At 60.4% G+C, this 22,862-nt stretch carries 19 protein-coding genes and 1 pseudogene; 8 read left to right on the plus strand and 12 right to left on the minus strand.

Annotation, left to right across the window (positions count from 1 at the left end; genetic code table 11):
- Nucleotides 1–264, plus strand: a 264-nt coding sequence (locus VXJ37_RS10670; protein WP_369605609.1) for an LGFP repeat-containing protein, incomplete at its 5' end; no start/stop codon positions are given.
- Nucleotides 265–333: 69 nt separating this feature from the next.
- Here the strand turns inward: VXJ37_RS10670 and rfbA are convergent.
- Both rfbA and VXJ37_RS10680 read right to left on the minus strand, forming a co-directional pair.
- Nucleotides 334–1,203: a glucose-1-phosphate thymidylyltransferase RfbA gene (rfbA, locus tag VXJ37_RS10675; protein WP_331323020.1), complete on the minus strand. Its 870-nt coding sequence runs from the start codon at nucleotides 1,201–1,203 to the stop codon at nucleotides 334–336.
- Nucleotides 1,204–1,205: 2 nt separating this feature from the next.
- Entirely contained in the window at nucleotides 1,206–2,471 is a 1,266-nt protein-coding gene (locus VXJ37_RS10680) for a hypothetical protein (protein WP_331323021.1), read from the minus strand.
- A 237-nt stretch (nucleotides 2,472–2,708) separates the two neighbouring features.
- Between VXJ37_RS10680 and rfbB the strand changes: the two genes are divergently transcribed.
- Genes rfbB through VXJ37_RS10700 form a run of 4 tightly spaced genes read left to right on the plus strand, consistent with a single transcriptional unit; the run spans nucleotide 2,709 to nucleotide 6,272 of the window.
- A complete protein-coding gene (gene rfbB / locus VXJ37_RS10685) occupies nucleotides 2,709–3,707 on the plus strand; it encodes a dTDP-glucose 4,6-dehydratase (RefSeq protein ID WP_331323022.1) in 999 nt (332 codons plus the stop codon).
- A 3-nt stretch (nucleotides 3,708–3,710) separates the two neighbouring features.
- Nucleotides 3,711–5,138, plus strand: a complete 1,428-nt coding sequence (locus VXJ37_RS10690) for a bifunctional dTDP-4-dehydrorhamnose 3,5-epimerase family protein/NAD(P)-dependent oxidoreductase (protein WP_331323023.1) — start codon at nucleotides 3,711–3,713, stop codon at nucleotides 5,136–5,138.
- A 45-nt stretch (nucleotides 5,139–5,183) separates the two neighbouring features.
- Nucleotides 5,184–5,849, plus strand: a complete 666-nt coding sequence (locus VXJ37_RS10695) for a glycosyltransferase family 2 protein (RefSeq protein WP_307306832.1) — start codon at nucleotides 5,184–5,186, stop codon at nucleotides 5,847–5,849.
- 12 nt (nucleotides 5,850–5,861) lie between these two features.
- Nucleotides 5,862–6,272, plus strand: a complete 411-nt coding sequence (locus VXJ37_RS10700; protein ID WP_331323025.1) for a DUF2304 domain-containing protein — start codon at nucleotides 5,862–5,864, stop codon at nucleotides 6,270–6,272.
- A gap of 285 nt (nucleotides 6,273–6,557) precedes the next feature.
- Here VXJ37_RS10700 and galE read toward each other — a convergent pair whose 3' ends face one another.
- Nucleotides 6,558–7,589 carry a UDP-glucose 4-epimerase GalE gene (gene galE, locus VXJ37_RS10705; RefSeq protein WP_331323026.1) on the minus strand — a complete coding sequence of 344 codons (1,032 nt, stop codon included), beginning with the start codon at nucleotides 7,587–7,589 and terminating at the stop codon, nucleotides 6,558–6,560.
- Nucleotides 7,590–7,698: 109 nt separating this feature from the next.
- Here galE and VXJ37_RS10710 point away from each other — a divergent pair, with 109 nt between their 5' ends.
- Nucleotides 7,699–8,442: a glycosyltransferase gene (locus VXJ37_RS10710; RefSeq protein ID WP_331323027.1), complete on the plus strand. Its 744-nt coding sequence runs from the start codon at nucleotides 7,699–7,701 to the stop codon at nucleotides 8,440–8,442.
- 178 nt (nucleotides 8,443–8,620) lie between these two features.
- Here the strand turns inward: VXJ37_RS10710 and VXJ37_RS10715 are convergent, their stop codons facing one another.
- Complete coding sequence (locus tag VXJ37_RS10715) at nucleotides 8,621–9,505, minus strand: glycosyltransferase family 2 protein (RefSeq protein WP_331323028.1); 885 nt, start codon at nucleotides 9,503–9,505, stop codon at nucleotides 8,621–8,623.
- 128 nt (nucleotides 9,506–9,633) lie between these two features.
- Here VXJ37_RS10715 and VXJ37_RS10720 point away from each other — a divergent pair, with 128 nt between their 5' ends.
- Nucleotides 9,634–10,554: a glycosyltransferase gene (locus VXJ37_RS10720; protein ID WP_331323029.1), complete on the plus strand. Its 921-nt coding sequence runs from the start codon at nucleotides 9,634–9,636 to the stop codon at nucleotides 10,552–10,554.
- Nucleotides 10,555–10,683: 129 nt separating this feature from the next.
- Here the strand turns inward: VXJ37_RS10720 and VXJ37_RS10725 are convergent, their stop codons facing one another.
- Nucleotides 10,684–11,610, minus strand: coding sequence for a glycosyltransferase family 2 protein (locus tag VXJ37_RS10725; RefSeq protein ID WP_331323030.1), 927 nt, complete (start codon nucleotides 11,608–11,610; stop codon nucleotides 10,684–10,686).
- A 173-nt stretch (nucleotides 11,611–11,783) separates the two neighbouring features.
- On the opposite strand from VXJ37_RS10725, the gene VXJ37_RS10730 reads away from it, so the two are divergent.
- Nucleotides 11,784–12,959, plus strand: a complete 1,176-nt coding sequence (locus tag VXJ37_RS10730) for a hypothetical protein (RefSeq protein ID WP_331323031.1) — start codon at nucleotides 11,784–11,786, stop codon at nucleotides 12,957–12,959.
- Nucleotides 12,960–13,228: 269 nt separating this feature from the next.
- Here the strand turns inward: VXJ37_RS10730 and VXJ37_RS10735 are convergent, their stop codons facing one another.
- The 7 genes and pseudogenes from VXJ37_RS10735 to VXJ37_RS10765 all read right to left on the minus strand — a co-directional run bounded on the left by VXJ37_RS10735 (nucleotide 13,229) and on the right by VXJ37_RS10765 (nucleotide 22,700).
- Nucleotides 13,229–15,130: a DUF6541 family protein gene (locus VXJ37_RS10735; RefSeq protein WP_331323032.1), complete on the minus strand. Its 1,902-nt coding sequence runs from the start codon at nucleotides 15,128–15,130 to the stop codon at nucleotides 13,229–13,231.
- A 4-nt stretch (nucleotides 15,131–15,134) separates the two neighbouring features.
- A complete protein-coding gene (locus VXJ37_RS10740) occupies nucleotides 15,135–17,174 on the minus strand; it encodes a DUF6541 family protein (protein WP_331323033.1) in 2,040 nt (679 codons plus the stop codon).
- A gap of 25 nt (nucleotides 17,175–17,199) precedes the next feature.
- Entirely contained in the window at nucleotides 17,200–17,952 is a 753-nt protein-coding gene (locus tag VXJ37_RS10745) for an ABC transporter ATP-binding protein (RefSeq protein WP_331323034.1), read from the minus strand.
- Between the two features lies 1 nt (nucleotide 17,953).
- Nucleotides 17,954–18,823 (minus strand): ABC transporter permease, encoded by an 870-nt coding sequence (locus tag VXJ37_RS10750; protein ID WP_331323035.1) that lies wholly within the window; start codon nucleotides 18,821–18,823, stop codon nucleotides 17,954–17,956.
- Entirely contained in the window at nucleotides 18,824–20,815 is a 1,992-nt protein-coding gene (locus VXJ37_RS10755; protein WP_331323036.1) for a glycosyltransferase, read from the minus strand.
- Entirely contained in the window at nucleotides 20,812–21,999 is a 1,188-nt protein-coding gene (gene glf, locus VXJ37_RS10760; RefSeq protein WP_331323037.1) for a UDP-galactopyranose mutase, read from the minus strand. The genes VXJ37_RS10755 and glf overlap by 4 nt, the downstream gene beginning before the upstream one ends.
- A 123-nt stretch (nucleotides 22,000–22,122) precedes the next feature.
- A pseudogene (locus tag VXJ37_RS10765) lies at nucleotides 22,123–22,700 on the minus strand (acyltransferase).
- Nucleotides 22,701–22,862 lie beyond the last annotated feature (162 nt).

Here is a 22,862-nt window from a genome sequence, read left to right on the forward strand (position 1 = left end):
GTCACCTGCGGACTGAAAAACGGCGGCTGCTACCAGAACTTCCAAAACGGAGCCATCATCTGGTCCGCGGCAACAGGAGCCCAGGTCTCCCCCAACGGCCCTATCCGCGACGCCTGGCGAATCAGCGGCTTCGAGGGCGGTCCCCTCGGCTACCCCACCGGACCCGTCACCTGCTCTGCTGACGGGCAAAGCTGCACCCAGTTCTTCCAGGGAGGTCGGATCGACTGGACTGCAACTGCCGGCGCCAAGATCACACGGCAGTAAGGAACAGCGAATAAAACGCCGATGGCGGGTCCGCGTGCGGGCCCGCCATCGACGTCTTTAGCTGGATACCTATGCGCCGTGCTCCAGCAGGTCAATCAGGTATCGGCCGTAACCACTCTTGATGAGCGGCGTGGCGCGCTCGCGCAGTTCTTCATCGGTGAGGAAACCAAGCCTCCACGCGATCTCCTCGGGGGCGCCGATCTTTAAGCCCTGGCGGTTTTCCGTGGTGCGGACGAAGTTCGAGGCGTCGTTGAGGTCGTTGAAGGTTCCGGTATCCAGCCAAGCAGTGCCGCGGGGCAGAATCTCGACCTGCAACTTTTCGCGTTCCAGGTAGGTGCGGTTGACGTCGGTTATCTCAAGTTCGCCGCGCGGCGAGGGCTTAAGGTTCTTCGCGATATCAACCACATCGTTGTCGTAGAAATAAAGGCCGGGCACTGCATAGTGGCTCTTGGGTTTTGCCGGCTTCTCCTCAAGGGAGATCGCCTTTCCATCAGGGCCAAATTCGACCACGCCGTACGACGTGGGGTCCGCTACCCAGTAGCCAAACACAGCGCCGCCGTCGATATTCTCGAAACGGCGGAGCTGCGTGCCCATGCCAGGACCGTAGAAGATGTTGTCCCCGAGGACCAACGCCACCGGCTCGTTTCCGATATGTTCGGCACCCAGAATGAATGCCTGCGCCAATCCGTCGGGAGAGGGCTGCTGCATGTAGGTCAGGCTCACGCCGAATTGCGAACCATCCCCCAGGAGCCGCTGGAACTGTTCGGCGTCGTGGGGAGTGGTGATGATCAGGATGTCGCGGATGCCCGCCAGAATCAGCGTTGAGAGCGGATAGTAGATCATCGGCTTGTCGTAAACCGGAACGAGCTGTTTGCTGACACCAAGCGTGATCGGGTGGAGCCTCGATCCCGTTCCGCCGGCGAGAATGATTCCTCGCACGCTCACCTTCTTTCATTGTCGTTGGTTCGCAATCGGTTACACGATATCGCTACTCGCTCCAATCCCCAGCCACGGGGTGCCACAAAAGCCGGTACCTCAACGAGTTGAGGGTCGGCTTCGCACGCCGTCCGTCCGGCGGCAACTTGTGTCTGCCAGGAGGGGCCGTCGGCGCGAAGGCTGGTGGGCGGGAAGAATCCGAAAGCAAGAATCGTGAGAAGGACCGTTGAGCAGATGGTCTCCCACTGGACTCCGCTGCGGGCCGGCGCCTCAGAACCTGTAATGCCCTGGACTCCTTGCCTCCAGCGGAACCCTCCCACAACTATGGCAAGAGCCCCAAGGGCAAACATTGCCGGGGCGGCCGCGTAGCGCAGGAAGTCAAACTTCAGCCACTCATCATTGGTAAAAGATGAATAAGCCATGAAAGGCCGGTTGTTGAAAACTTGAGCGGCAAACCAGAGAGCGGCGGAAACCACGACAAACGCGGCGGCAACCAGCAGGGTGGCACGACCTTTCATGGCTCCGGCGACCAAGGGTATGAGTACGAGCGCGATCGGAACCACCAGCAGGGCACCGCCGAAGTAAGTCCACGCAACGCCTATGCTGGCCGCAGAACTCTCAACATTTGACATGCCTCCCTGAGTAAGCCAGCCGATGAGGACCATGCCGAGGTCCCACGGCACCGCATCCTTTGAGACCGATCGAGGGAAACTGGCATAAGTGATGAATTGCATGGCCAGACCCAGCAGTAAACCAATGGAGGCGCCCCATTGGCGACGAGTTCGAACCGCAAGAACAATCAGCGGGACGAAAAGGACGGTTTGTATCTCGGTCGATGCGGCCACGAAGGCAGTAGCTGCAAGGCATACGTTGAAGCCGACGGTGCGCGTGGGGTAGATCAGAAGCCACGGCACCAGCCAAAGCATGAACCAATGCAGGTTGGCGGTGTTGCCGAGCACCTCCAGCGTTCCAACAGGCAGGAGCGCCGGGATTACGGCCAGCAGCACGCTCCCCATTACACGCGGCATATACGGTCTGCTAAGGAAGAAGACAGCCACGCCGACAAGCCCGACGGACGCGCAGGACAGCCACGAGATCCGCTCGGCGTATCCTTCGAGCGGACCCATACGAAGGGATAAGTGAGCCAGAAGCCGCGGAAGTAGATGGAGATATCCGTCATAGGGGTCCATAAGGCCGCTCAGGAACCGGCTGTCCATCGCCTGACGAAGGAAGATGCCGCCATCCTCCGCCCAGAGCGTCTCCCTGGTCAATCCAGGAAGTCTGATCCAAGCCAGGAGTGTAAGGGCTGCAGCACCCAGAACGGCTGCGGCGAAGGCCCCGAATCCGTTCCTCGACACAGCGAGAGTCCCGCGGAACGCCCACGGCAGACGGGGCGTTCCGGGATCATCGACAAGCCGCGGTTGACGCAGCTGGCCAGCCGGCAAGTTCAAGTCGGACGTCCCTTCATTCAAACAATGTTCAAAGCCTATCGGCTACGATCTTGAATCATGCAACGACTCCTCGTCACCGGCGGCGCCGGCTTCATTGGTTCCAATTTCGTCCACTACGTTCTTGAAAACACCGACCAGCAGGTCACCGTTCTGGACAAGTTAACGTACGCCGGCAACGTGGAATCGCTTAAGGGTCTGCCCGAGGACCGTTTTACGTTCGTTCACGGCGATATCGCCGATGCTGCCCTCGTGGATCAGCTGGTTGCCGAGACCGATGTCGTGGTGCACTATGCAGCCGAATCGCACAATGACAATTCCCTGCATGACCCGCGGCCCTTCCTTGATACAAACATCATCGGGACCTACACGCTGATCGAGGCTGCCCGGAAGCACAACAAGCGCTTCCACCACATCTCAACCGACGAAGTCTACGGCGACCTCGAGTTGGATGATCCTGAACGATTCACGGAGCAAACGCCGTACAACCCGTCCAGCCCCTATTCTTCAACCAAGGCCGGCTCGGACCTGCTGGTCCGCGCCTGGGTGCGTTCCTTCGGCCTGCAGGCGACGATCAGCAACTGTTCCAACAACTACGGTCCATACCAGCACGTGGAGAAGTTCATTCCACGGCAGATCACCAACATCATCGACGGTATCCGGCCAAAGCTTTACGGCAAGGGCGAGAACGTTCGTGACTGGATTCACGCCAACGACCACTCGTCTGCCGTCCTGGCCATCATTGCCAAAGGCAAAATTGGCGAGACGTACCTCATCGGCGCCGACGGTGAGAAGAATAACAAAGACGTAGTCGAGCTGATCCTCAAGCACATGGGCCAATCACCGGACGCCTATGACCATGTGGTGGACCGGCCCGGCCATGACCTCCGCTACGCCATCGATTCCACTAAGCTCCGCACGGAACTTGGCTGGGAACCGCAATTCTCCAACTTTGACGCCGGCATTGAGGCCACAATCGCCTGGTACCGCGACAACGAAGACTGGTGGCGACCCCAGAAAGCCCTCACCGAAGCAAAGTACAAGGAACAGGGCCAGTAAGACATGTCCATTGAGTTTTCAAAGAAGCTGGTTGCCCACGAGACACCAATACCGGGCGTTGTCCTTTACGACCTGCCAGTGCACGGTGACAACCGGGGCTGGTTCAAGGAAAACTGGCAGCGGGAAAAGATGGTGGCCCTTGGGCTGCCCGACTTCCGTCCAGTTCAGAACAACATCTCGTTCAACGAGAAAGCGGGCACCACGCGCGGCATCCACGCCGAGCCATGGGACAAATTCATTTCGGTAGCCACCGGGCGGATCTTTGGCGCTTGGGTGGATCTCAGGGAAGGGCCGTCGTTCGGTGCGGTTTTCACGGCCGAACTCGATGCCAGCCAGGCCATTTTCATCCCCCGGGGGGTCGGCAACGCTTTCCAGACCCTCGAAGACAACACCGCCTATACGTACCTCGTCAATGACCACTGGTCATCTGACGCGCAGGGCCAGTACACCTTTCTGAACCTTGCCGACGAGACGGTGTCCATTCCGTGGCCGGTGCCCCTTGGGCAGGCCGAACTTTCCGACAAGGATAAGGCGCATCCCCGCCTTCAGGACGTTGCTCCGATGCGGGCTAAGAAAACCCTCGTGCTGGGCGCGAACGGTCAACTCGGCAAGGCACTGCAGGACGCCTACGATGGCGATCCATCAGTGGAATTCGCAGGCCGGAACGAATTTGATCTGGCCTCGCCTGATGCCGGGTCAGGCCTGAACTGGAAGAACTACTCCACAATCATCAACGCTGCCGCGTACACGGCCGTGGACAACGCGGAAACCGCGGAAGGCCGGGAAGCCGCCTGGAATGTGAACGTCAAGGGCGTGGCCAACCTGGCCCGCATCGCCATCGAAAACAACCTGACCCTGGTCCATGTCTCCTCGGACTACGTCTTCGACGGGACAAAGTCATCCGCGTACGTGGAGGATGATCCGGTCTGCCCGCTCGGGGTGTATGGCCAAACGAAGGCAGCCGGCGACGCTGCCGTGAGCCTGGTGCCCCGGCACTACATAGTCCGCACCAGCTGGGTAATCGGAGACGGGAATAATTTCGTTCGGACAATGGCCGCACTTGCCGGAAGGGGCATCAAGCCTTCCGTCGTAAACGATCAAATCGGCCGCCTGAGTTTCACCGCGGACATTGCTGCAGGCATTAAGCACCTGCTGGACACTGAAGCGGAGTACGGCACCTACAACCTTTCCAACGACGGCGAGCCGTTGTCCTGGGCGGCCATCGCCGCCCAGGTGTACGAATCGTGCGGCGCTTCCCCGGACGCCATAACCGGCGTGAGCACCGAGGAGTACTTTGCGGGGAAAGCTGCGGCCCCCCGTCCGCTCAACAGCGTCCTCGACCTGTCAAGGATCAAGTCAACAGGATTCTCTCCCGTGGATCAGCTCCAGCGTCTTCGCGAGCTGCCGCTCATTTCATCGAGTGTTCGGTGAGTGCTGCGCGTCGGGGTGTTTGTGGTTGTGTGAGAGGATAGTGCGGTGAGTAAGACGTGGGTTGTCATTCCGATGTACAACGAGGCAACCGTTGTTGGCAAGGTCATCGAAGGCCTGTTGGGGACCTTTCCAAACGTAGTGTGTGTTGACGACGGCAGCCGTGATGGTTCCGTAGTTGTAGCCCGCAACGCGGGCGCCGTGGTGGTAGAGCATCCTGTGAACCTTGGCCAGGGTGCGTCGCTGCAGACCGGGATCGAGTATGCGCTGCAGGACCCCCAAACCGACTCCATTGTTACCTTTGACGCCGATGGGCAGCACCGCGTGGAAGACGCGGTGGCCATGGTGGAGCGCTTGCGAACGGAATCGCTGGATGTGGTGCTCGGTTCGAGGTTCCTGGACTCCCGGACAAAACTGACGGCCATGAAGCGGCTTGTACTGAAGGTCGCTGCACTGCAGATGAAGTTGTCCACAGGACTGGACCTGACCGATGCCCACAACGGGCTGCGTGTCCTGGGCAGGGATGTTGCCAGCCGCATTCAGCTTAGACAGAACCGCATGGCGCACGCGTCGGAACTGGTCCACCAGTTGGCGGCCTTCAAGGTGAGGTACGTGGAGCACCCGGTGCACATCATCTATACGGACTATTCGAAGGCCAAAGGCCAGTCCCTGCTCAATTCGGTGAACATCGTTGCCGACCTGTTCTTCAAATAGGAGGGCCAACCCTTGATCTTCATAGTCCAGCTTGTTCTGGTCATCGCAGTAATCTTTGTGTCGCTGGCCCTGATGCGCGGTGGGTCAAATACGCGGCACCTGGCGATCCGGCGGTTGCTGCTGATGGTTTTTGCCTTCGCCGCCGCAATCTCTATCTTCCTCCCCGACCTGCTGACTCGCGTGGCGCAGTTCCTGGGCATCGGGCGTGGCACGGACCTGGTCCTCTATGCCCTGATCTTCTGTTTCTTCGTCTTCATGTCAACGACGTACCAGCGGTTCCGGCATTCAGAGTTCGCGCTGACGCTCCTGGCGAGGCGCATGGCCCTTGACGAGGCCCCCCGCCCGTGGCTGGAGGACGACCGTCCACGCCTGCAGGCTCCAGTCAAACAGCAGCCCACCGCAGCATCCGGGTCTGAACGCTGACACGGAATTTCACCGGCAGGTGTGCGGCGTTTGGCCGTCCCGCCGTCGGAACGTTCTTGGAAGGCTGACACGCGTCAGCTGTAACGCCAGACGCCAAGGGCCTGAGCACGGTTTAGGCCGGCTCAGGCCCTTCGGCGTTATTGCGGTTCTTTTCGTCTTCCACCAACGGTGCAGCTCCAAGGCACGGGTTTAGCGGCAGCCGCTCGGCCGGGTGCATCCCGCAAATGCTCGCCGACCCGCAGGTCCCCGATATACCTGACCTGGGGCCGAAGAAGCTTGCGCCCGTCAGACTGGCTGGGACGACGGCGCCGTGTAGCCGGTCGGATTGGATTCCTGCCACCGCCAATGGTCCGCACACATGGCCTCGAACGACCGTTCAGCCTTCCACCCCAACTCTCGCGAGGCTTTGGACGGGTCGGCGAGGCTAACAGCGACATCACCGGGCCGGCGGTCCACGATTTCATACGGCACCGGGCGGCCCGTGACCTTGGCAAAAGCATCAATGACCTCTAGCACGGACGTCCCCCGCCCCGTGCCCAGATTCCATGTGAACAGTCCTGAATTGCTTTCCAGGTACTGCAGCGCGGCCAAGTGCCCGGCGGCAAGATCCACCACATGGATATAGTCCCTTACCCCAGTTCCATCCGGGGTGTCGTAGTCGTCGCCGAACACCCGCACCACGGGGCGCATACCAACCGCGACCTGCGCCACAAAAGGCAGCAAATTGTTTGGCGTGCCCACCGGGTCTTCACCGATACGACCTGAATCATGTGCGCCGGCGGGATTAAAGTAGCGCAGGACCGCGATCCGCAACGTGGGGTCCGCTGCTGCCACGTCCTCCAGAATCTCTTCGATCTGCTGCTTGGTGCGGCCATACGGGTTCGTGGCGTTGCGCCGCATCCCCTCGAGCAAGGGAAGCGGATTTTGGGGGTCGTAGACGGTGGCCGACGAACTGAACACGAGTCGGGTGACACCATGCTTTTTAAGGGCCGCAATCAGGTTCAGTGTGCCCACTACGTTGTTCATGTAGTACTCGTAAGGGATTTGGGCCGACTCCCCCACGGCCTTCAATCCAGCGAAATGGATCACCGCGTCCGGCTGGAACTCCCCCACCGCTGCTTCGAGCGCATTTGTGTCCAGCAGATCGGCCCAGCGCGTCTTCACGGGTACGCCGGCAAGCTCTTCCACCCGTTCAAGCGACACCGGGCTGGCGTTGCGCAAGTTGTCATAAACCATGACCTCGTGCCCGTGCTCAAGTAACTGCAAGACAGTGTGGGAGCCAATAAAGCCAGCCCCGCCGGTAACCATAATCTTCATGCCTTCAGGCTATCGGCACACAGCCGCCCACGTTCAATCGGGCACGAACACGGACCTGCCCATTGCTATGATGGGGGACGCCCCACACCCAACCCGCCGGAGAATATGCATGCCCACACGACCGGTCGTATCCGTCTGCATGGCGGCTTATAACGGCGCCCAGCACATCCACGAGCAGCTCGATTCCATCCTCGCGCAACTGACCGAACACGACGAAGTGGTCATTGTCGACGATGGTTCCACTGACGGCACCCGCGAATGGCTCACCAACATGCGCGACCCCAGGGTGAAAGTCCACTTCAACGAATCCAATCTCGGATATGTTCGCAACTTCGAGAAGGCACTCGGGCTCAGCACCGGAGAGATTGTCATGCTCTCGGACCAAGACGACCTCTGGCTGCCCGGACGGGTGGACGCCCTGGTACGGGCACTTGATAGCGCAGAAGCCGTCGCCTCAAATTTCAGCTACTTCGAAGGCACTCCGCGGAAGCTCGAGCAACTGCGCCTCAAACAAGGCACCGGTGGTCACAGGGTCCGGAACCTTATCCGGCTCTGGATCGGCATCATTCCCTATTACGGTTGCGCCATGGCCTTCCGCCGGAGCTTCATCCAAAGCAGCCTGCCCTTTCCCCCGTTCCTCTACGAAACTCACGACCAGTGGCTGGCTATGCTCGCCAACGTCCGAGGAACCATGGCCCACCTCGAAATCGAAACCCTCAGCCGACGGCTTCATGCAAACAACACAACACCCAAAACCTTCAGAGGCATCCCAACCATTCTGAAATCACGCTGGATGCTCAGCAAGGCCTTCGTTGAGGCAGTGAAGCGGAGCAAAGGCCCGCGGCCCGTTTAGCGTCTGGCGCTGCCTGACGTATTCGCAGCGGCCACCAGGGTGGTCGCGGAGCTACCGGCGTCGGCAACAGCTCGGGACCAGCGGCCCCCATTTCCTTCAAGGTCGATAGGAACAAAAAAACGTAGAGGGGCGGCGCCTTCGCGGCGCCGCCCCTCTACATTGCTGAGTTGCTGGAAGCTTAGGCCACTACGTGCTTGAGAAGCTTCTGCACCGCAGCGCTGTTGCCGGCCGCGAGGCCCTTGCCCACGAGGGAGGCAGCGTTGAGCCTGCTCATAAGGTGGGTGGTTGCGGCGCGTGCGGCCTTCGTCCAGCCGCGGGCTCTGAACCGTTCCGCCTGGTCCTGGAAGAATCGCCGCTCCTCTTCAAATCGACGCCCGTCAAGGGCGCGGACCGAGGAGTCGGATGCCGAATGTCGACGGTACAGGAAGGCGAGCTCGGGATCCACGACCAGAGCACCGCCTCGGTCCGCGACGTCGAGGAGCATGGCCAGGTCCTGCACGACATCCAGTCCCTCTGTGAATCCGATCCCCTGCACTACCTCCGCTCGCCATGCAAGCGACGGGAAGTAGGTCCAGTTCGCACGCAGGAGACTTGCAGCCAGGTCCTCGTTGGCGAGCACCAGCGGCGCTGATGTCTGCGGTGCGCAAGCCTTCTTGACACGATCCACGAGCGGATTGACCGCGATGCCGTTCTCGTCAATTACCTGGACTCCCGGCTGCACGATTGCAGCTTCCGGGTGGGCCTCAAAGGAGCGAACAACGACGTCGAGATAGTTGGGCAGCATGATGTCGTCGGCACCCATGATGACCACAATAGGAGCTTCCGCCTGCGAGAGCGCCTTGCGGTAGTTTCCGTTGGCTCCCAAATTCTCGGCATTCTTTTGGTAGGAAACCCGCGGATCATCAATGGCGGCAAAAAACTCTTCAGGCTCCTTGCTCGGGTAGCCGTCATCGAAGACCCGCAGCCGCCAATCATGGAAATGTTGAGCCATGACGCTGTTGGCAGCCTTCTTCATAAGTCCCACGTCCCCGTAATAGGGCAGCATGACGTCGACTACGGCCATAGAGAGATCCTCCCACCATCGTTGTTGCGCCAGACGGCGCCTGACCATGCTACCGGACCGAGCGCGTTCGCATCCGCCGATAGACTGGAACGAACAGCCCGAGATCCCGGCTCCTGGAAGGACCCCCATTGCCGCAGCAGGACTCCATCGTCGCCGTACTGTCACTTTTCAACCCTCCTGCTGAAGTCGTTGACCGGATCCGTAGGCTACAGCGCCAGGTGGACAACGTGGTGGTTGTCGACGACGGCTCACCCTCACCCGATGCGTGCACCTTTGAGCAACTGGCGGATATTGCCCAGGTCATAAGGCTCGGCGAGAACAAAGGCATCGGGGCCGCCCTTAACGCTGGAATACAGCAGGCGCGGACCGCCTGGGATCCGGCGTGGGTTCTAACGCTCGATCAGGACTCCGAGATTGGCCCGCATTTCATCGAGCGCGCGCTGGAGACGGCGCAACGCGCCGCGCGCGCTGGGATTAGAGTGGGTGCAGTCACCCCGGAGACACACAACGGAACGCGTATCGACATGCTTCCCGGAAAGGACGAATTCCGGGAAGGCTTCGACCCGATGCAGTCCGGCACGCTTATTTCTGCCACCGCGCTGGACCACGTGGGCCTCCTCGATGAGTCGCTCTTTATCGATGCTGTTGATTCGGAATACACCGCGCGGCTGCGACAGCACGGCTACCGCCTCATCACAGGCGATGGTTGCGACCTCTCCCACACCCTGGGGCAAGCACGTCCGATGAAGTTCCTGGGTCTTCGCGTGAAGATCGCCGGACGCGGGCTGAACGTTTATTACCATGCCCCATTCCGCGTCTACTACATGGCGCGGAACAGCATCCAATTGACCCGCAAATACCTTCTTGGCCAGCCTGCTTGGATTTTCAAGAGGGTGGCACTTGAAACCATCTTCCACCTGATACGCGTGACCTACGGACCAAACCGGATGGCGCTGCTCAAGGCTATTGTCCTCGGGACACGCGATGGACTTCGGGGGCGTCAAGGACGAATCCCCCAGGAGGTCCAGGACAAGCTTACGACTCTCTGAGGCTGCGCGCCGGAGGCGGGAAAGCGTGGCCTGCTGGCCCGGACGTGTGAGGCAGTTGCCGCCTTGTTCGACACAGTCCGGGCTCAGCTGGCATTGATGCGCCAGCGCTGGCAGCACCAGGGACGACAGCTACTTGAGCGCGTTGATTCCCAGAGCCTGGCGGTCCTCAAGGGGAAGGGTCGCTACCAAGCCGCCGGGCGCAATACGCTGCGGCCGACGGGAGACTCCGTGGAACCATCCTCGGGCCGCAGCCGAAACCCACCCCATCTTGTTCTCGGCCTTGACAGCCTGCTCGAGGGTCTGGATGGCCAGGCCGCCCAGGTTAATGATCTTTGAGTTCCGATCAGTGTCCTTTTCCCGCACGTACCACAGGGTGTTTCGAATGTGGTAGTAAAGGCGCGGCCCCATGTCGGCCGTCGTCCCCTTGGCAACGGGATGGTTGACCATGCTCGAAGGAACGGTCATTGCGAGCCCCATGCGGGACAGCCTGTGCGTGTATTCAGAGTCGTCGATCCAGATAAAGAAGTCGACGAACGGAAGATGGGTCTCCCTTGCGAAGTCCAGGTTGACCAGCACGCCAACAAAGGTAGCGGTATCGATCGCCACGCCGCCGGCGGCATTCGCATCCATGTGCCGCTTGGCATCTGTCGTAATGACCGGAGGGTTACGAGTGTTGAAAACGTCGCGTCCGTGCGTAACCAGGGAAGCGAGAACGGAGGGGCGTGGCTCCATTCCCTGGAACGCTTCTTTCAGTGGCGCGAAGGCATCCAACTCCGGTTCGGCGTCGTCATCCATCAGCCAGGCAGCCTCGTGGCCTTTAGCCATGGCAATGTCCAGTCCCCAAGCGAAACCGCCGGCGCCGCCAAGGTTCTTGCCCGTTTCGAACAGGGTCACATTTGGATGGTTCTTTCGCACGTAGTCCGCGCTGCCGTCCGTTGAACCGTTCTCGACCACGATGATCTCGTCCAGCGGTTCGCTCTGGGACTCCAGCGCGACAAGGCACTTTTCTAAAAGCTTTATTCGGTTGTATGAAACGACAACGGCCGCAAACGTCAATGCATCTCCTAAGTGCGGGGCCAGTCCAAGCAGTCTATAGGACGGACCCCTTCAGCCGGTCGCCTAGAATCGAAGGGTCCCCCTCGAACAGGAGTCCCGTGTCCATCAGAGCAGGATCTGCCCACATTCGCCGCCTGATTAGCTTCGCCGCTACGGTTGGGGCGTCGACAGTCGTGAGTCTGGTCACAGTTCCCCTGATCATCGGCCGGACAAGCGCTGCGGCTTGGGGCAGTCTGGCTGTAATCCAGACAGGAGCCATCCTCTTCGGCGTTCTCGTTGCCTTCGGGTGGGGAACGACCGGTGCGGCCACTGTGGCCAGCATGCCCCGGGAGGCGCGGCCCGCACTGTACCTGGAATCACTCGTGTCACGGGCCTATCTCTTCATCTTCACGCTTCCGATCATGATCGTGGTGATGCTCTTGATCTCACCCGCAGGCGTCGGCGTGGTGATTGCCGGATCGGTTGCGTATCTGCTGCCCTTCCTTGGGGCGACATGGTATTTCATAGGGGAGGCGCGTCCCCTCCGGCTCTTCCTGCTCGATGCCCTCCCCCAGATGGTGGGGGTCATGGTTGGCTTCCTTATCCTCAGCGTGACCGGGGAACTTGCTCATTTCCTTATCGCGCTGGCCGTTCTCACGGCTGTGGGGGTGTTCCTGTCCAGCGCGGTAATCCTCCGGGGCCTTCCTGCCAATACGAGAGTTGATTTGGGGCTGAGGCCGGCGATGGCCCGCCTTGCTCCGCAGCGCCACGGCGTAATTACGGCCGGGACCACAAGTCTCTACGTGACTTTGCCCCTCCTCGCCGTCTCCGCGCTTGCCCCGGCCGCCACCCCTCTGTACGCCATGGGCGACAAACTTTTCAGGTTCGGCTTGGTGGCCTTCTCACCGGTACTGCAGGTCATTCAGGGCTGGGTGCCGGAGGGAGGACCCGTAACCGTCGCCCATCGTGCCCGGCGGGCAGCCATAATTGGCCCGTTGTTCGGCCTGCTGGGCGGGGCAGTCATAACACTCGCCACCCCCACCATCGCGAGCATGCTCTCCCACGGCGAACTCAGGCTCACAATGGCCCAGGCGCTTCCTTTTGGCCTCATGTTCACCGTCGTTGCCTGCACGCAGATTATCGGCCTGGCATGCCTGGTTGCGATGAATCAGTCAAAGGCCCTGGCCAGTTCCACAGTGCTCGGTGCAATAGCAGGAGTTCCCCTCATTCTCGGCGCCGCCTACTTCCTCGACGCTTGGATCGTGGCGTGGGCAGTCGTCGTATCGGAACTCGTTGTCCTGGCCTACCAGGCGTATGCGCTCCGCCGGCAGCTGAGCCGGCAGAAGGTCACGGCGCCAAGCGTGGTGTGAGCAGGGCGTGAATCCGACAGCGGGTCCACAGTGGCACTGCGTCGGAGACCGGCAGACCCCCGTGAGCTTGTTTGCGCCGTAATTCAGGGTCCAGGGTACTGCTGGTGGCCCACCCCACGCTGCGCGGGGACAACGGGACCTCCAGCAGCTTCTCCTGGGACTGGTGCTTCAAGCCGGCAGCGGTGTGCCTTCTCCGCCATCAGAGGATGATGGGTGGTTTCTTTCGGGCTGTCCGCACAAGTTGGCCGGGAGGTACCAGTAGTCAGAGACTACGAAGCAGCACAGGCCGTGATCCGCAGCAGGCGTGCGCCGCCGTGCTGCCGTACCACTTCCGCAACGCCCTTTGTGTCCAGCCCCAAGAGGCCGTCGTAGGGGTGGTTTCCCCCGCCGATCTCATCCCTGCCGAAATCGAGCACGTACCGGAGTCCAAGTCTGTTGACAGCTCCGCACACCCTTGGGTCCCACCGTGCATCGTCAAGCTTTCTGTTGACGAGATCCACATCGGGAGGGGTAGCCGCCAACATATGGAGTTGCAGAGTCTTTCGCTGGCCAAATGTGTAGGCCAGCGCAGTCCCCGTCCAGGGATTCCCGGCCAGGACCTCGCCGTCAGGAACGAGGGAAGGCAACTCGTCCAGAAGCTCCTTTTCATCCCGGTTCAGAAGGGGCGACGTATCCGAAAGCGAGTACTTGCCCTGGGCCGAGTAGACCTGATGGACGACGTTTGTTGCCTGCCCAATCAGAAAAACGAGCACAAGCAGCCCTGCGACCTGTGGGCTGGAGAAGCGCCGTCCCTTCCATACGAGCAAGGGCTGCAGTTTGTGAGTCAACGAGACTATGGCCCAGGACACTACAGGTATTCCTGCTATGGGGAGCAGGGCTGCCAGCCTGTACGGGTCGGCATACCAAGGGCCGGCAACTGTTCGCCGGAAGGGAAGAGCATCGATTGCAGCCACGTTCACAAACAGGTATGCCCCAACCGCGAACAGGCCTGCCACCCAACGCCTTTCGGGTGACCTCAGCAGGTAGAAAAGGCCCAGCAAAATAAACACCGCGATGATGGGCGTGGACGCCTGCCCAAGGGGTGCCACCATGATGGCCTCCCCGATGGCTTGGGCGCGCATTTCGACCGGGTTCCAGTAGGAGGAAGGATCCGGCCGTATAAATCTCCAGAGCAAAAGCGTGAACGCCAACGCAGCCACGGCAGCAACAACCAGGTAAGTTCGCTGGCGCCGCCCGGCCGTCTGCCACCTCCGCCACAGGAATACCAGGAACATCGGCCACGTGAAGGCCACAAGGGAATGCAGGGCGCTTGGGTGGGCGAGAGCAAGGCCAGGTAGCCCAAGGCAAAGCAAAAGCGCTGCTGACGAGGGTACCAGCTCAGGAGATGCAGAAACCCGCAACAGCTGGACCATAAGGGCGAGGGCAGCTGGCAGGAGGGCGACGGCCAGATGGTTCGGATACAGCACGCCAAAATCCAGAAGGAGCAGCGGGAAGGCTGCGAAAGCTCCGGAGGCCACTCCGGAGACCACGGTGAGGAGACTGGATTCCCCGAGCAGTTGCCGACAGAGATAGACACAACCGGGGACCCAGACCGCCATGGCAACTATGGCCGACACCGCGAAGATGGCAATAGGCGCCGTCTGGCCACTGAGGGCCATGGTGAGACTGACGACGCCGTGCCAGGCAGCGGGGTAAAAGGCGGAGCCGTTCAGTTGTCCCAGCGTGAGGCTTGACGCTGAACGTGTTTCCTTTATCCACGTCAGGGCGTTCAAGTGAAAAACGTCATCAATTGTCTGTGAGAAGGCTCCTGGATGTCCCCATGAAACCAGCAGTGTGCCGCCCACAAGGGCAGCGCCCAAACCGATACCAGCGGCTGAAAGCCGAGGCCAGCCTCCCTGGACCCGGAGTGAGCCGGGCGGCATGAAAACCCGCAAAACACTCAGGAGGACGCAGGCAATCAACGCAGAGGCGAAGAATTGCAGGCCGCCCCACGGGATCCCACAGAGCGCGAGAACCACCGCAGAAACCGCGACGACGGACACGCTCAGCAAAGGAGCCGCAACCAGCAGACCCAATCCTCGCAGCTTCCATATCCAGCCCATCACGAGCCCGGGAAGGAACAACACGGCAAGAGCCGCTAACGCAGCCACCAAAGCGGACAACCACTCCACCTTCTCATTGCCCCTGTTCTTTATTGGCCGTTGCCGCTTCGGTAACGCCGCACACGTCGAGCTTCAGTAGACGGGCGCTGCCCTCTTGGTCGATGACGTGCGCAACACCGGCCGTATCCAGCCCCAGCAGCCCGTCATAGGCTTCGTGCCTGAAATTGCGGAACTCCCTGGTTCCGAAGTCGAGCACGTACCCCACTTTGAGGCGGCCCACGGCTGGGCAGACCTGTGGATCCCTTCGGGCGTCGCGCAGCTTTCCGTCGACCGTCCTCATGTCGTCGCTTACCGTCGAGAGTGTGTGCAGCTCCGGGGTGCGGCGACCTGTGTAGGCGTAAACGAGTGAGGCTCCTGTCCATGGATTCCCGGCGATAACCGCATCCTTGGGAACGTGCTCTGCGACGCGCATGAGCAGATGCTCTTCATCGGTGCTCAGGAGCTGCGATTGGTTGGTCTGGTTATAACCGTTCTGCGCGTCCCACACTGCCGCCCTCATGTTCCCCAGTTGGCCCTCGGCGGCGAAAAGGAAAACGAAAACGATCAAAACGACAGACTGAACGGACATGCGGGATGACTGAATCGGGCGCGCAAGCGCGGCAAGGCGGGCGAATCGACGTTCGACGTGCCCGCTGTGCAGGAAAGTATCAACCACCCTCACAGCACGGACCAGGAACCAGTCGAATCCGACGAGAACGATCGGTGCCATAACGACCGGCAAGAGAGCGGCCACGCGGAAGGCGTCATTGTACCACACGCCCGTGATGTATTCACGGAAGGGTACGCGGTCAAAGGACGAAACGGCGATGAACAGGAAGGCAGTCACGACAAACAGGGCCAACAGCCAGCGGAGTGGCGCAACCCTTGTCACGAGAACAAGACCACCGAGAAGGCCGGCCGCTATGAACAATCCGACCGCACCTCCCATGGGTGCCGCGAGGAATATTTGCCCTAAAGCCTGTGCCAGGGATTGGACAGGGGGCCCGATGGAGTCCACAGCTTCCGGCCGAAGCGCGCCCCATAAGGCAACGGTAGCCGCGGCGGCCAGGACGAGAACGACGACGGCGATGGTCCTCGCACGATTCTCGGGCATCCCTGCAAGAAAGCGGCGGGCAGCCCGTCGGTGAGCCATGATCACCAGCGGCCAACCCATGGCGATCAGAGCCATAACGGCACCTGGATGAGCCAGAGCCAGACCTGGAGCACCGATTATGAGGCAGAGGAGAGCGAGCCCCTCAAATTGACCCTTGAGGTCAGACGAGAAGCCAAGCATCCTCACCACCAAGGCAAGCGCGAGCGGCAACAGCGCTGTCGAGTAGAGATTGGGATACAAGACCCCCCACATCGCCAGAAGAATTGGCTGAGCGGGGAAGGACGCAGCGACCAGCCCGGCGAGGATTCCCACCCGTGGCGATCGGGGGCACACCTGCCTTGCGAGCAGGAGCACGGCCGCGGGCCAGACGGCTGCCGCCGTGACAATGCACAGAGAAGATACTGCAACCGGTACGGAGACACCCGCAAATTCAACAATCAAGGCGCCGAGTGTGTGCCAGGCCGCGGGGTAGAAAGGAATTCCCGTCATGCTGCCCAGCTGCAGGGACGAGGCGAACCCCGTCTCCACTATGTAGCGGATGGCGTTCAGGTGGAAGATATTGTCGGCAGTTTGGGAAATATGTTGTGGTTGTCCAAACATCCGCATGAATTGGATCGACGCCACAAGGGCTCCCAAACCAAGGCCGAAAATGTCCGACCTTATCCGCCCGGGGTAGCCCCTTCGAAAGTCAGATGATGTACGCCCTGTGAGCCTGCCTATCACGGCAGACGCAGCAGCGAAGACCAGTGCGGCGATGATGAAGCCTGTTTTGTCCCAGCGAAGGCCAAGCAATTGGAAAAGGATAGGGCCGACGGCCACCACCGCGGTGGTGAACAGGGGCGCGAGAGCATAGAGCGTAATCCCCCGAAGCCGTAATCCCAACCCGACCAGAACACCTGGGACGAAAACAACGGCGAAGGCAACCAGGAGCGACGGTACTGCGGGTAACCACGTCAACATGCGGCTCCCCCACACCAACCTGCGGTCATGCTTCCAGGCTCCGGCTGCGGAGTTCGCCGACAACCTCGTGCACTTCGCCGTCCATGATCACCTTGCCGTGCTCAAGGAGGACCCCACGTTCACATATCGTCGACACCAGATCAAGATCATGGCTCACCACAAAGAGCGTTTTGCCCTTCTCAGCCAATTCTTTGATCTTGGCGATGCACTTGCGCTGAAAGGGCTCGTCGCCCACGGCAAGAATCTCGTCGATCAGGAAGACCTCGGGATCGGTATGGACGGCGATGGAGAAGGCCAGCCTCAGGTACATGCCCGACGAGTAGAATTTAACCTCGGTATCAATGAATTCTCCGATCTCTGAGAATTCGACAATTGAGTCAAACATGTCGTCTATTTGCTTTTCCGACATGCCTAGGATGGCCCCATTGAGGTAAACGTTGTCCCGGCCGCTGAGGTCGTGGTGGAAACCGGCTCCCACTTCAATCAGTCCGGCTACCCTTCCACGTGTTCGAACGCTTCCGCCGTCGGGCTGCAGCACTCCGGAAATCAGTTTAAGCAAGGTGGACTTGCCTGAACCATTGAGTCCCAGGAGTGCGACGGTTTCACCTCTGCGAACTTCAAGGGACACGTCATTCAATGCCAGGAATTTCTTGGACAGGTCGCCCTTGCGGCCCTTGACAAGCCAGACCAAAGCTTCTTTCAGGGAGCGTGTATGCCGCAGAACAAATTGTTTTCGGACGCCAACACAACTGATGGCGACGGGGCCGAGCGAAGTCATTTCAGAGCTCCTGGGCGAAATGTACGGAGAGCCGGCGGAACGTCAGCTGCCCAAGGAAAAGCACCACAAGGGTCACCACCATCGACACCGGCAGCCAGAGGGTAAACAGGTCGGGCGGAACCGTGCCGGGAACAACCTGGTCGGCCTTGAGCGTGGGCTCCCAAAAGGCCCAGTGGAATATTTCGACGGCAGTTGTCATGGGGTTCAGCTGGTAGAGCCAATACCATGGGCCCATCGCGCGTTGCACCATGGACCAGACGTACAACACCGGTGACGCCCAGGTGACCACCATGACAATCATGTCGACGATGTTCTCAGAGTCGCGGAAGTACACGTTGACGGCCCCGAACATCAGGCCGAGCCCTGTCGCCAGCACCGAAACCATGATGAAGATCAGGACAACTGCAGCCAGCTGCAGTACCGACGGAGCCCAGCCCACGAGGAGACACGCGCCAATTAGAACGATCATTTGTGGCAGGAAGTGGGCTGCAGAGACCCAAACGGTGGCCACAGGGAAAAGCTCCCTCGGCAGATAGATCTTCCTGATCAAGTCCCGGTTATCCACGATGGACCGCGTCGAGTTGGACAGGGCTTCGGTGAAGAAATTTACGAGGACTATTCCGGCGAACAGGTAGATCGCATAATTGGGCGTGCCGTGCTCGAGGTTAAGGAAGATGCCAAGCGCGATGAAGTAGATCAAAAACTGCATGAGCGGCTTTACATATGACCACAGCAACCCGAGCACAGAGCCGCGGTAGCGGATCTTGATCTCCTTGCGCACCAGCAACTTCAGGAGGAAGCGGTCACCGTATACATCGAGCAGGCCGCGTCCGCTCCCGGGCCTGACGAATCCGTCAACTTTCCCGGCCATCTAGTTTCCGTTCCTGCCATCGAGCCCAAAGGTCTTCTTCCAGGCTGCGAGGGATGTGATTTCAGGGACCGCCGCCCGGTACTGCTCAGCCAACTTGTCCCAATCGCGGAACAGCCGCAAATGCAACCGGCTGGCTTCAGCCAGCATGGACTTGAGCTTCTTCGGATCACGTTTGTACCAGGAGGCACCGGTACCCTCAGCATTGGACACGATCACGCTGTCGTAATGGGCAAGCCTGAACCAGCGATTGTCCCGGTGCGCCAGGAAACCCTGGGGGCGCTCAGCGCTCTCGGGTGCCGGGTTCTTGACCAATTGCCGTGACACGGTCTTTATCCCCCACTGCACCAGGTCCTTCTTGGCAGGCATGCCGATAGGGGCTCCGCTTACAGGGCCCCGGCCCAACTTGGGCGCCGGGAAATCGTCGACGTTTTCCTTGAGTTGGGCGTCGGAGTACTGGTCTTTCAGCGCGTTGATTTCCGGCAGCTTCGAAGCCAAAACCTTGTGGAGTTCCGCCGGTCCCTTGAAAATATCCTGGAGCGCTTCAAGTCTGCCGTGCTGGGTGAAGTACTGCATGGACACGAGGTGCTTCACGTCGGCTTGCACTGATTCGCGCAGAACGCGGCCGCCCTTGGGGTACGGACTGTGGATCAGGGTGGTGACCAGCCGGTTGCGTTCGTGGAAGTAAGCCTGCCAGCCGACCATGTCGTCTTTATCCGCCCAGGAGACGTGCCACACGGCAGCGCCGGGAAGGGAGACGGTTGGGTAGCCTGCTTCCTTGGCGCGAAGGCCGTATTCGGCGTCATCCCATTTGATGAAGAGCGGCAGCGAGAGACCGATTTCCCTGATGACCTTTGTGGGGATCAGGCACATCCACCAGCCGTTGTAATCAACGTCCACCCGGCGGTGCAGCCACGCCGTCTGCCGGAGATTGGCGACCCCGAAGTCGTGTCGAAGCTCCATGTCCGCGTGCGGCTGCGCCGGCACGATGCGGAACGGGTCCACGACCTCCCCAAAGGTGTGCAGCACGCTGCGGTTGTACAAATCGAACATATGGCCGCCGATGATGGCGGGGGTGCGGCACCGATCGGCGAAGATCAGCATGCGGCCTATGCTCTCGGGCTCCATGACGATGTCGTCGTCAAGGAGCAGGACGTAGTCGCTGCCGTTCTCAACGGACTCGTACATGCCCCGGGCGAAACCGCCTGAACCGCCGAGGTTCGGCTGGTTGATGATGCGCAGCTTGCCGCCCAGGGACTTTTCGACCTCAGCGAACCCGTCCTGGTCCTCCACCTTCTGGGTGCCCTGATCCACGATCAGGACTTCCTTGACGTTTGCCAGAGCCTCCGGATTGTCTGCCAGGATCCGGGCATTATTGAGGCAAAAATCAGGCTTGTTCATGGTGGTTATTTCCAGCGTCGCCTGACCGCTGGCGCGAGGAACCTCAAAGGTCTCCCACCTACCGCTCTGCAGGACCAGGTCCGTGGAACTGGCCGCAAGATCGAACCAGTACCAGCCACCGTCGCCAAAGGGCTTGAGCGAGAGTTCGAAAACAGAGGTTGCGTCTCCATCCACATGCCGCCCATCTACCCGCTGAACGGAGCCACGGGCGTTCGACTTATAGACGGTGACAGCGCCGGTCCCGGAGGTCTCCACTACGAGGCGGATGTCCCGCACTGAGGTCCAACGCCGCCAATAGCTGGCCGGAAAGGCGTTGAAGTACGTCCCGAAGGAAATCTGCTCACCGGACCGGACACGCATGGACTGCCTCGAAAGCAGATCTTCGAAGCGCGCCGCGCGACTGCCTGAGCTGAACATCTGCAGCTTTTCTTCAGGCAACTTGGGCGTGCGGGCAAGTTCGTCGTTCTCCCGAAGACGGATACCGCTGGCAGGACCTGCATCGACATACAGCGGGATGGTGTCTGTTTGGTCGGGGGACGGGAGGATCACTCTCTGAAGAGCGCTCCATGAGGATGACTCTTCAGGTGCCGTCATGCGTCCACGCCTCCGCTTTCCAGCTTGACGCCGCTTTCGAAGTGCGGCCGGATCTTGTTGTCAAACATGCTCAGCGCAGAACCGATGGCCATGTGCATGTCAAGGTATTTGTAGGTGCCCAGCCGGCCACCGAACAGGACGTCCTTTTCGGCCGCGGCAAGGTCGCGGTACTTGAGGAGGCGCTCCCTGTCGGCTGAGGTGTTGACCGGGTAGTAGGGTTCGTCACCCTTCTCGGCGAACCGGGAAAACTCGCGCATAATTACCGTTTTTTCGGTCTGGTAATCGCGCTCCGGGTGGAAGTGGCGGGGTTCGATGATGCGGGTGTAGGGAACGTCGGCATCGTTGTAGTTCACTACGGAAGTGCCTTGGAAGTCACCCACCTCAAGCACTTCTTCTTCAAAGTCGATGGTGCGCCAGGAAAGGTCACCCTCGGCGTAGTCAAAGTACCGGTCAACCGGGCCGGTGTAGATGACGGGGATGTTGCCCACAACCTTGTTTTTGCTGTATTCGTGCGACTCATCGAAGAAATCGGTGTTGAGCCTTACTTCGATGTTGGGGTGCTCGGCCATCTTTTCGATCCACGCCGTGTAGCCATTGGTCGGCAGGCCTTCATACTTGTCGTTGAAGTACCGGTTGTCGTAGTTGTAGCGCACGGGCAGCCGCGAAATGATACCCGCGGGCAGGTCCTTGGGGTCCGTCTGCCACTGCTTGCCCGTGTAGTGCTTGATGAACGCCTCATAAAGAGGGCGGCCAATGAGCTGGATGCCCTTGTCGTTCAGGTTCTGGGGGTCCGTGCCGGCCAGTTCACCAGCCTGTTCCTGGATGAGCTCCTTCGCCTGGCCAGGAGTGAGGTTTGCCCGGAAAAACTGGTTGATGGTTGCCAGGTTGATGGGCAGGGAGTACACCTCGCCCTTGTGGACGCCGTAAACCTTGTGAACGTAGTCGGTGAAGGTGGTGAACCTGTTAACGTACTCCCACACGCGCTCATTCGACGTGTGGAAAAGGTGGGCGCCGTACCGGTGGATTTCAATCCCGGTCTGCTCTTCCTTTTCGCTGTACGCGTTCCCGCCGATGTGGTGGCGGCGGTCGATGACGACGACCTTCAAGCCGAGCTCGGTGGCGGCCTGTTCTGCGATTGTCAGGCCAAAAAAGCCGGACCCTACGATGACGAGGTCAGCGGTCACAAAATCTCCTGGTTCGAATGCGGGCAGCGCAATGGTGCGCATTGTCTGCTGCTCTAGCCTACCCGAGGGACCGCAGGACCAGTCGAATCGGCATCCGCGCGTGAGCCGCACCACAGGCGGCTGTCATACAGCGCGCAGCTTCCCTTCGTTTTCGATGTACACCTCCCCGAGGACGAGGCAAACCCAGTGTCCTCCCTCCTCCTGGAGGGGCCGCCCCGCTTTGCCTACCCAGCCGATGCGGCGGGCGGGCACCCCTGCAACGAGGGCAAAGTCTGGCACGTCCTTGGTCACGACCGCACCTGCAGCGACCATGGCCCAGGCGCCGATGGTCACCGGCGCTATGCAGACGGACCGGGCCCCGGCGGCGGCTCCTTGCCGGAGGGTCACGCCGACCTTGTTCCAGTCTTCCTCTGTCTTCAGGACGCCCGGGGGAGTCACTGCCCTGGAAACACGTCATTGGTCAGGACCACCGCCGGACCAATGAAGACCCCCGCCTCCAGAACTGCAGGTTCGTAAACAAGGGCGTCATTCTGGACCTTACAGTTCTCCCCCAGTACAACTCCGGGCCCGATGTAGGCTCCCCGGCCAATCACGCAGTTCTCCCCGAGTTGGGCCGCCTCCCTGATTTGGGCAAGATGCCACACCTTGCTGCCTGCCCCTATCCGCGCCCGGGCATCAACATCCGCGCTGTCGGCAATCATGCTCAATGGGTCTCCTTCACCGCTGCAGGACCTCCTGGCTCTACAGATCCTAGCGGTGCGCTCCCCTTCACGGCACCCCACCCGGCAGCTTTATCCACATAGCTCCCGAAGCGACTGCGGCCGGCCCCGCACCCTGGCTAGCGTGTGGGTACCTACATGAAG

This window comes from Pseudarthrobacter phenanthrenivorans (assembly GCF_036455295.1).
Classification (GTDB): Bacteria; Actinomycetota; Actinomycetes; order Actinomycetales; family Micrococcaceae; genus Arthrobacter; species Arthrobacter phenanthrenivorans_C.

What these genes read in the sequence shown, in the direction of transcription:
- VXJ37_RS10690 (WP_331323023.1), top strand. Translation starts at nt 3,711, where the DNA reads ATGTCCATTGAGTTTTCAAAGAAGCTGGTTGCCCACGAGACACCAATA.
- VXJ37_RS10710 (WP_331323027.1), top strand. Translation starts at nt 7,699, where the DNA reads ATGCCCACACGACCGGTCGTATCCGTCTGCATGGCGGCTTATAACGGC.
- galE (WP_331323026.1), bottom strand. Translation starts at nt 7,589, where the DNA reads ATGAAGATTATGGTTACCGGCGGGGCTGGCTTTATTGGCTCCCACACT.
- VXJ37_RS10755 (WP_331323036.1), bottom strand. Translation starts at nt 20,815, where the DNA reads ATGACGGCACCTGAAGAGTCATCCTCATGGAGCGCTCTTCAGAGAGTG.
- VXJ37_RS10750 (WP_331323035.1), bottom strand. Translation starts at nt 18,823, where the DNA reads ATGGCCGGGAAAGTTGACGGATTCGTCAGGCCCGGGAGCGGACGCGGC.
- VXJ37_RS10740 (WP_331323033.1), bottom strand. Translation starts at nt 17,174, where the DNA reads ATGTTGACGTGGTTACCCGCAGTACCGTCGCTCCTGGTTGCCTTCGCC.
- VXJ37_RS10745 (WP_331323034.1), bottom strand. Translation starts at nt 17,952, where the DNA reads ATGACTTCGCTCGGCCCCGTCGCCATCAGTTGTGTTGGCGTCCGAAAA.
- VXJ37_RS10715 (WP_331323028.1), bottom strand. Translation starts at nt 9,505, where the DNA reads ATGGCCGTAGTCGACGTCATGCTGCCCTATTACGGGGACGTGGGACTT.
- rfbB (WP_331323022.1), top strand. Translation starts at nt 2,709, where the DNA reads ATGCAACGACTCCTCGTCACCGGCGGCGCCGGCTTCATTGGTTCCAAT.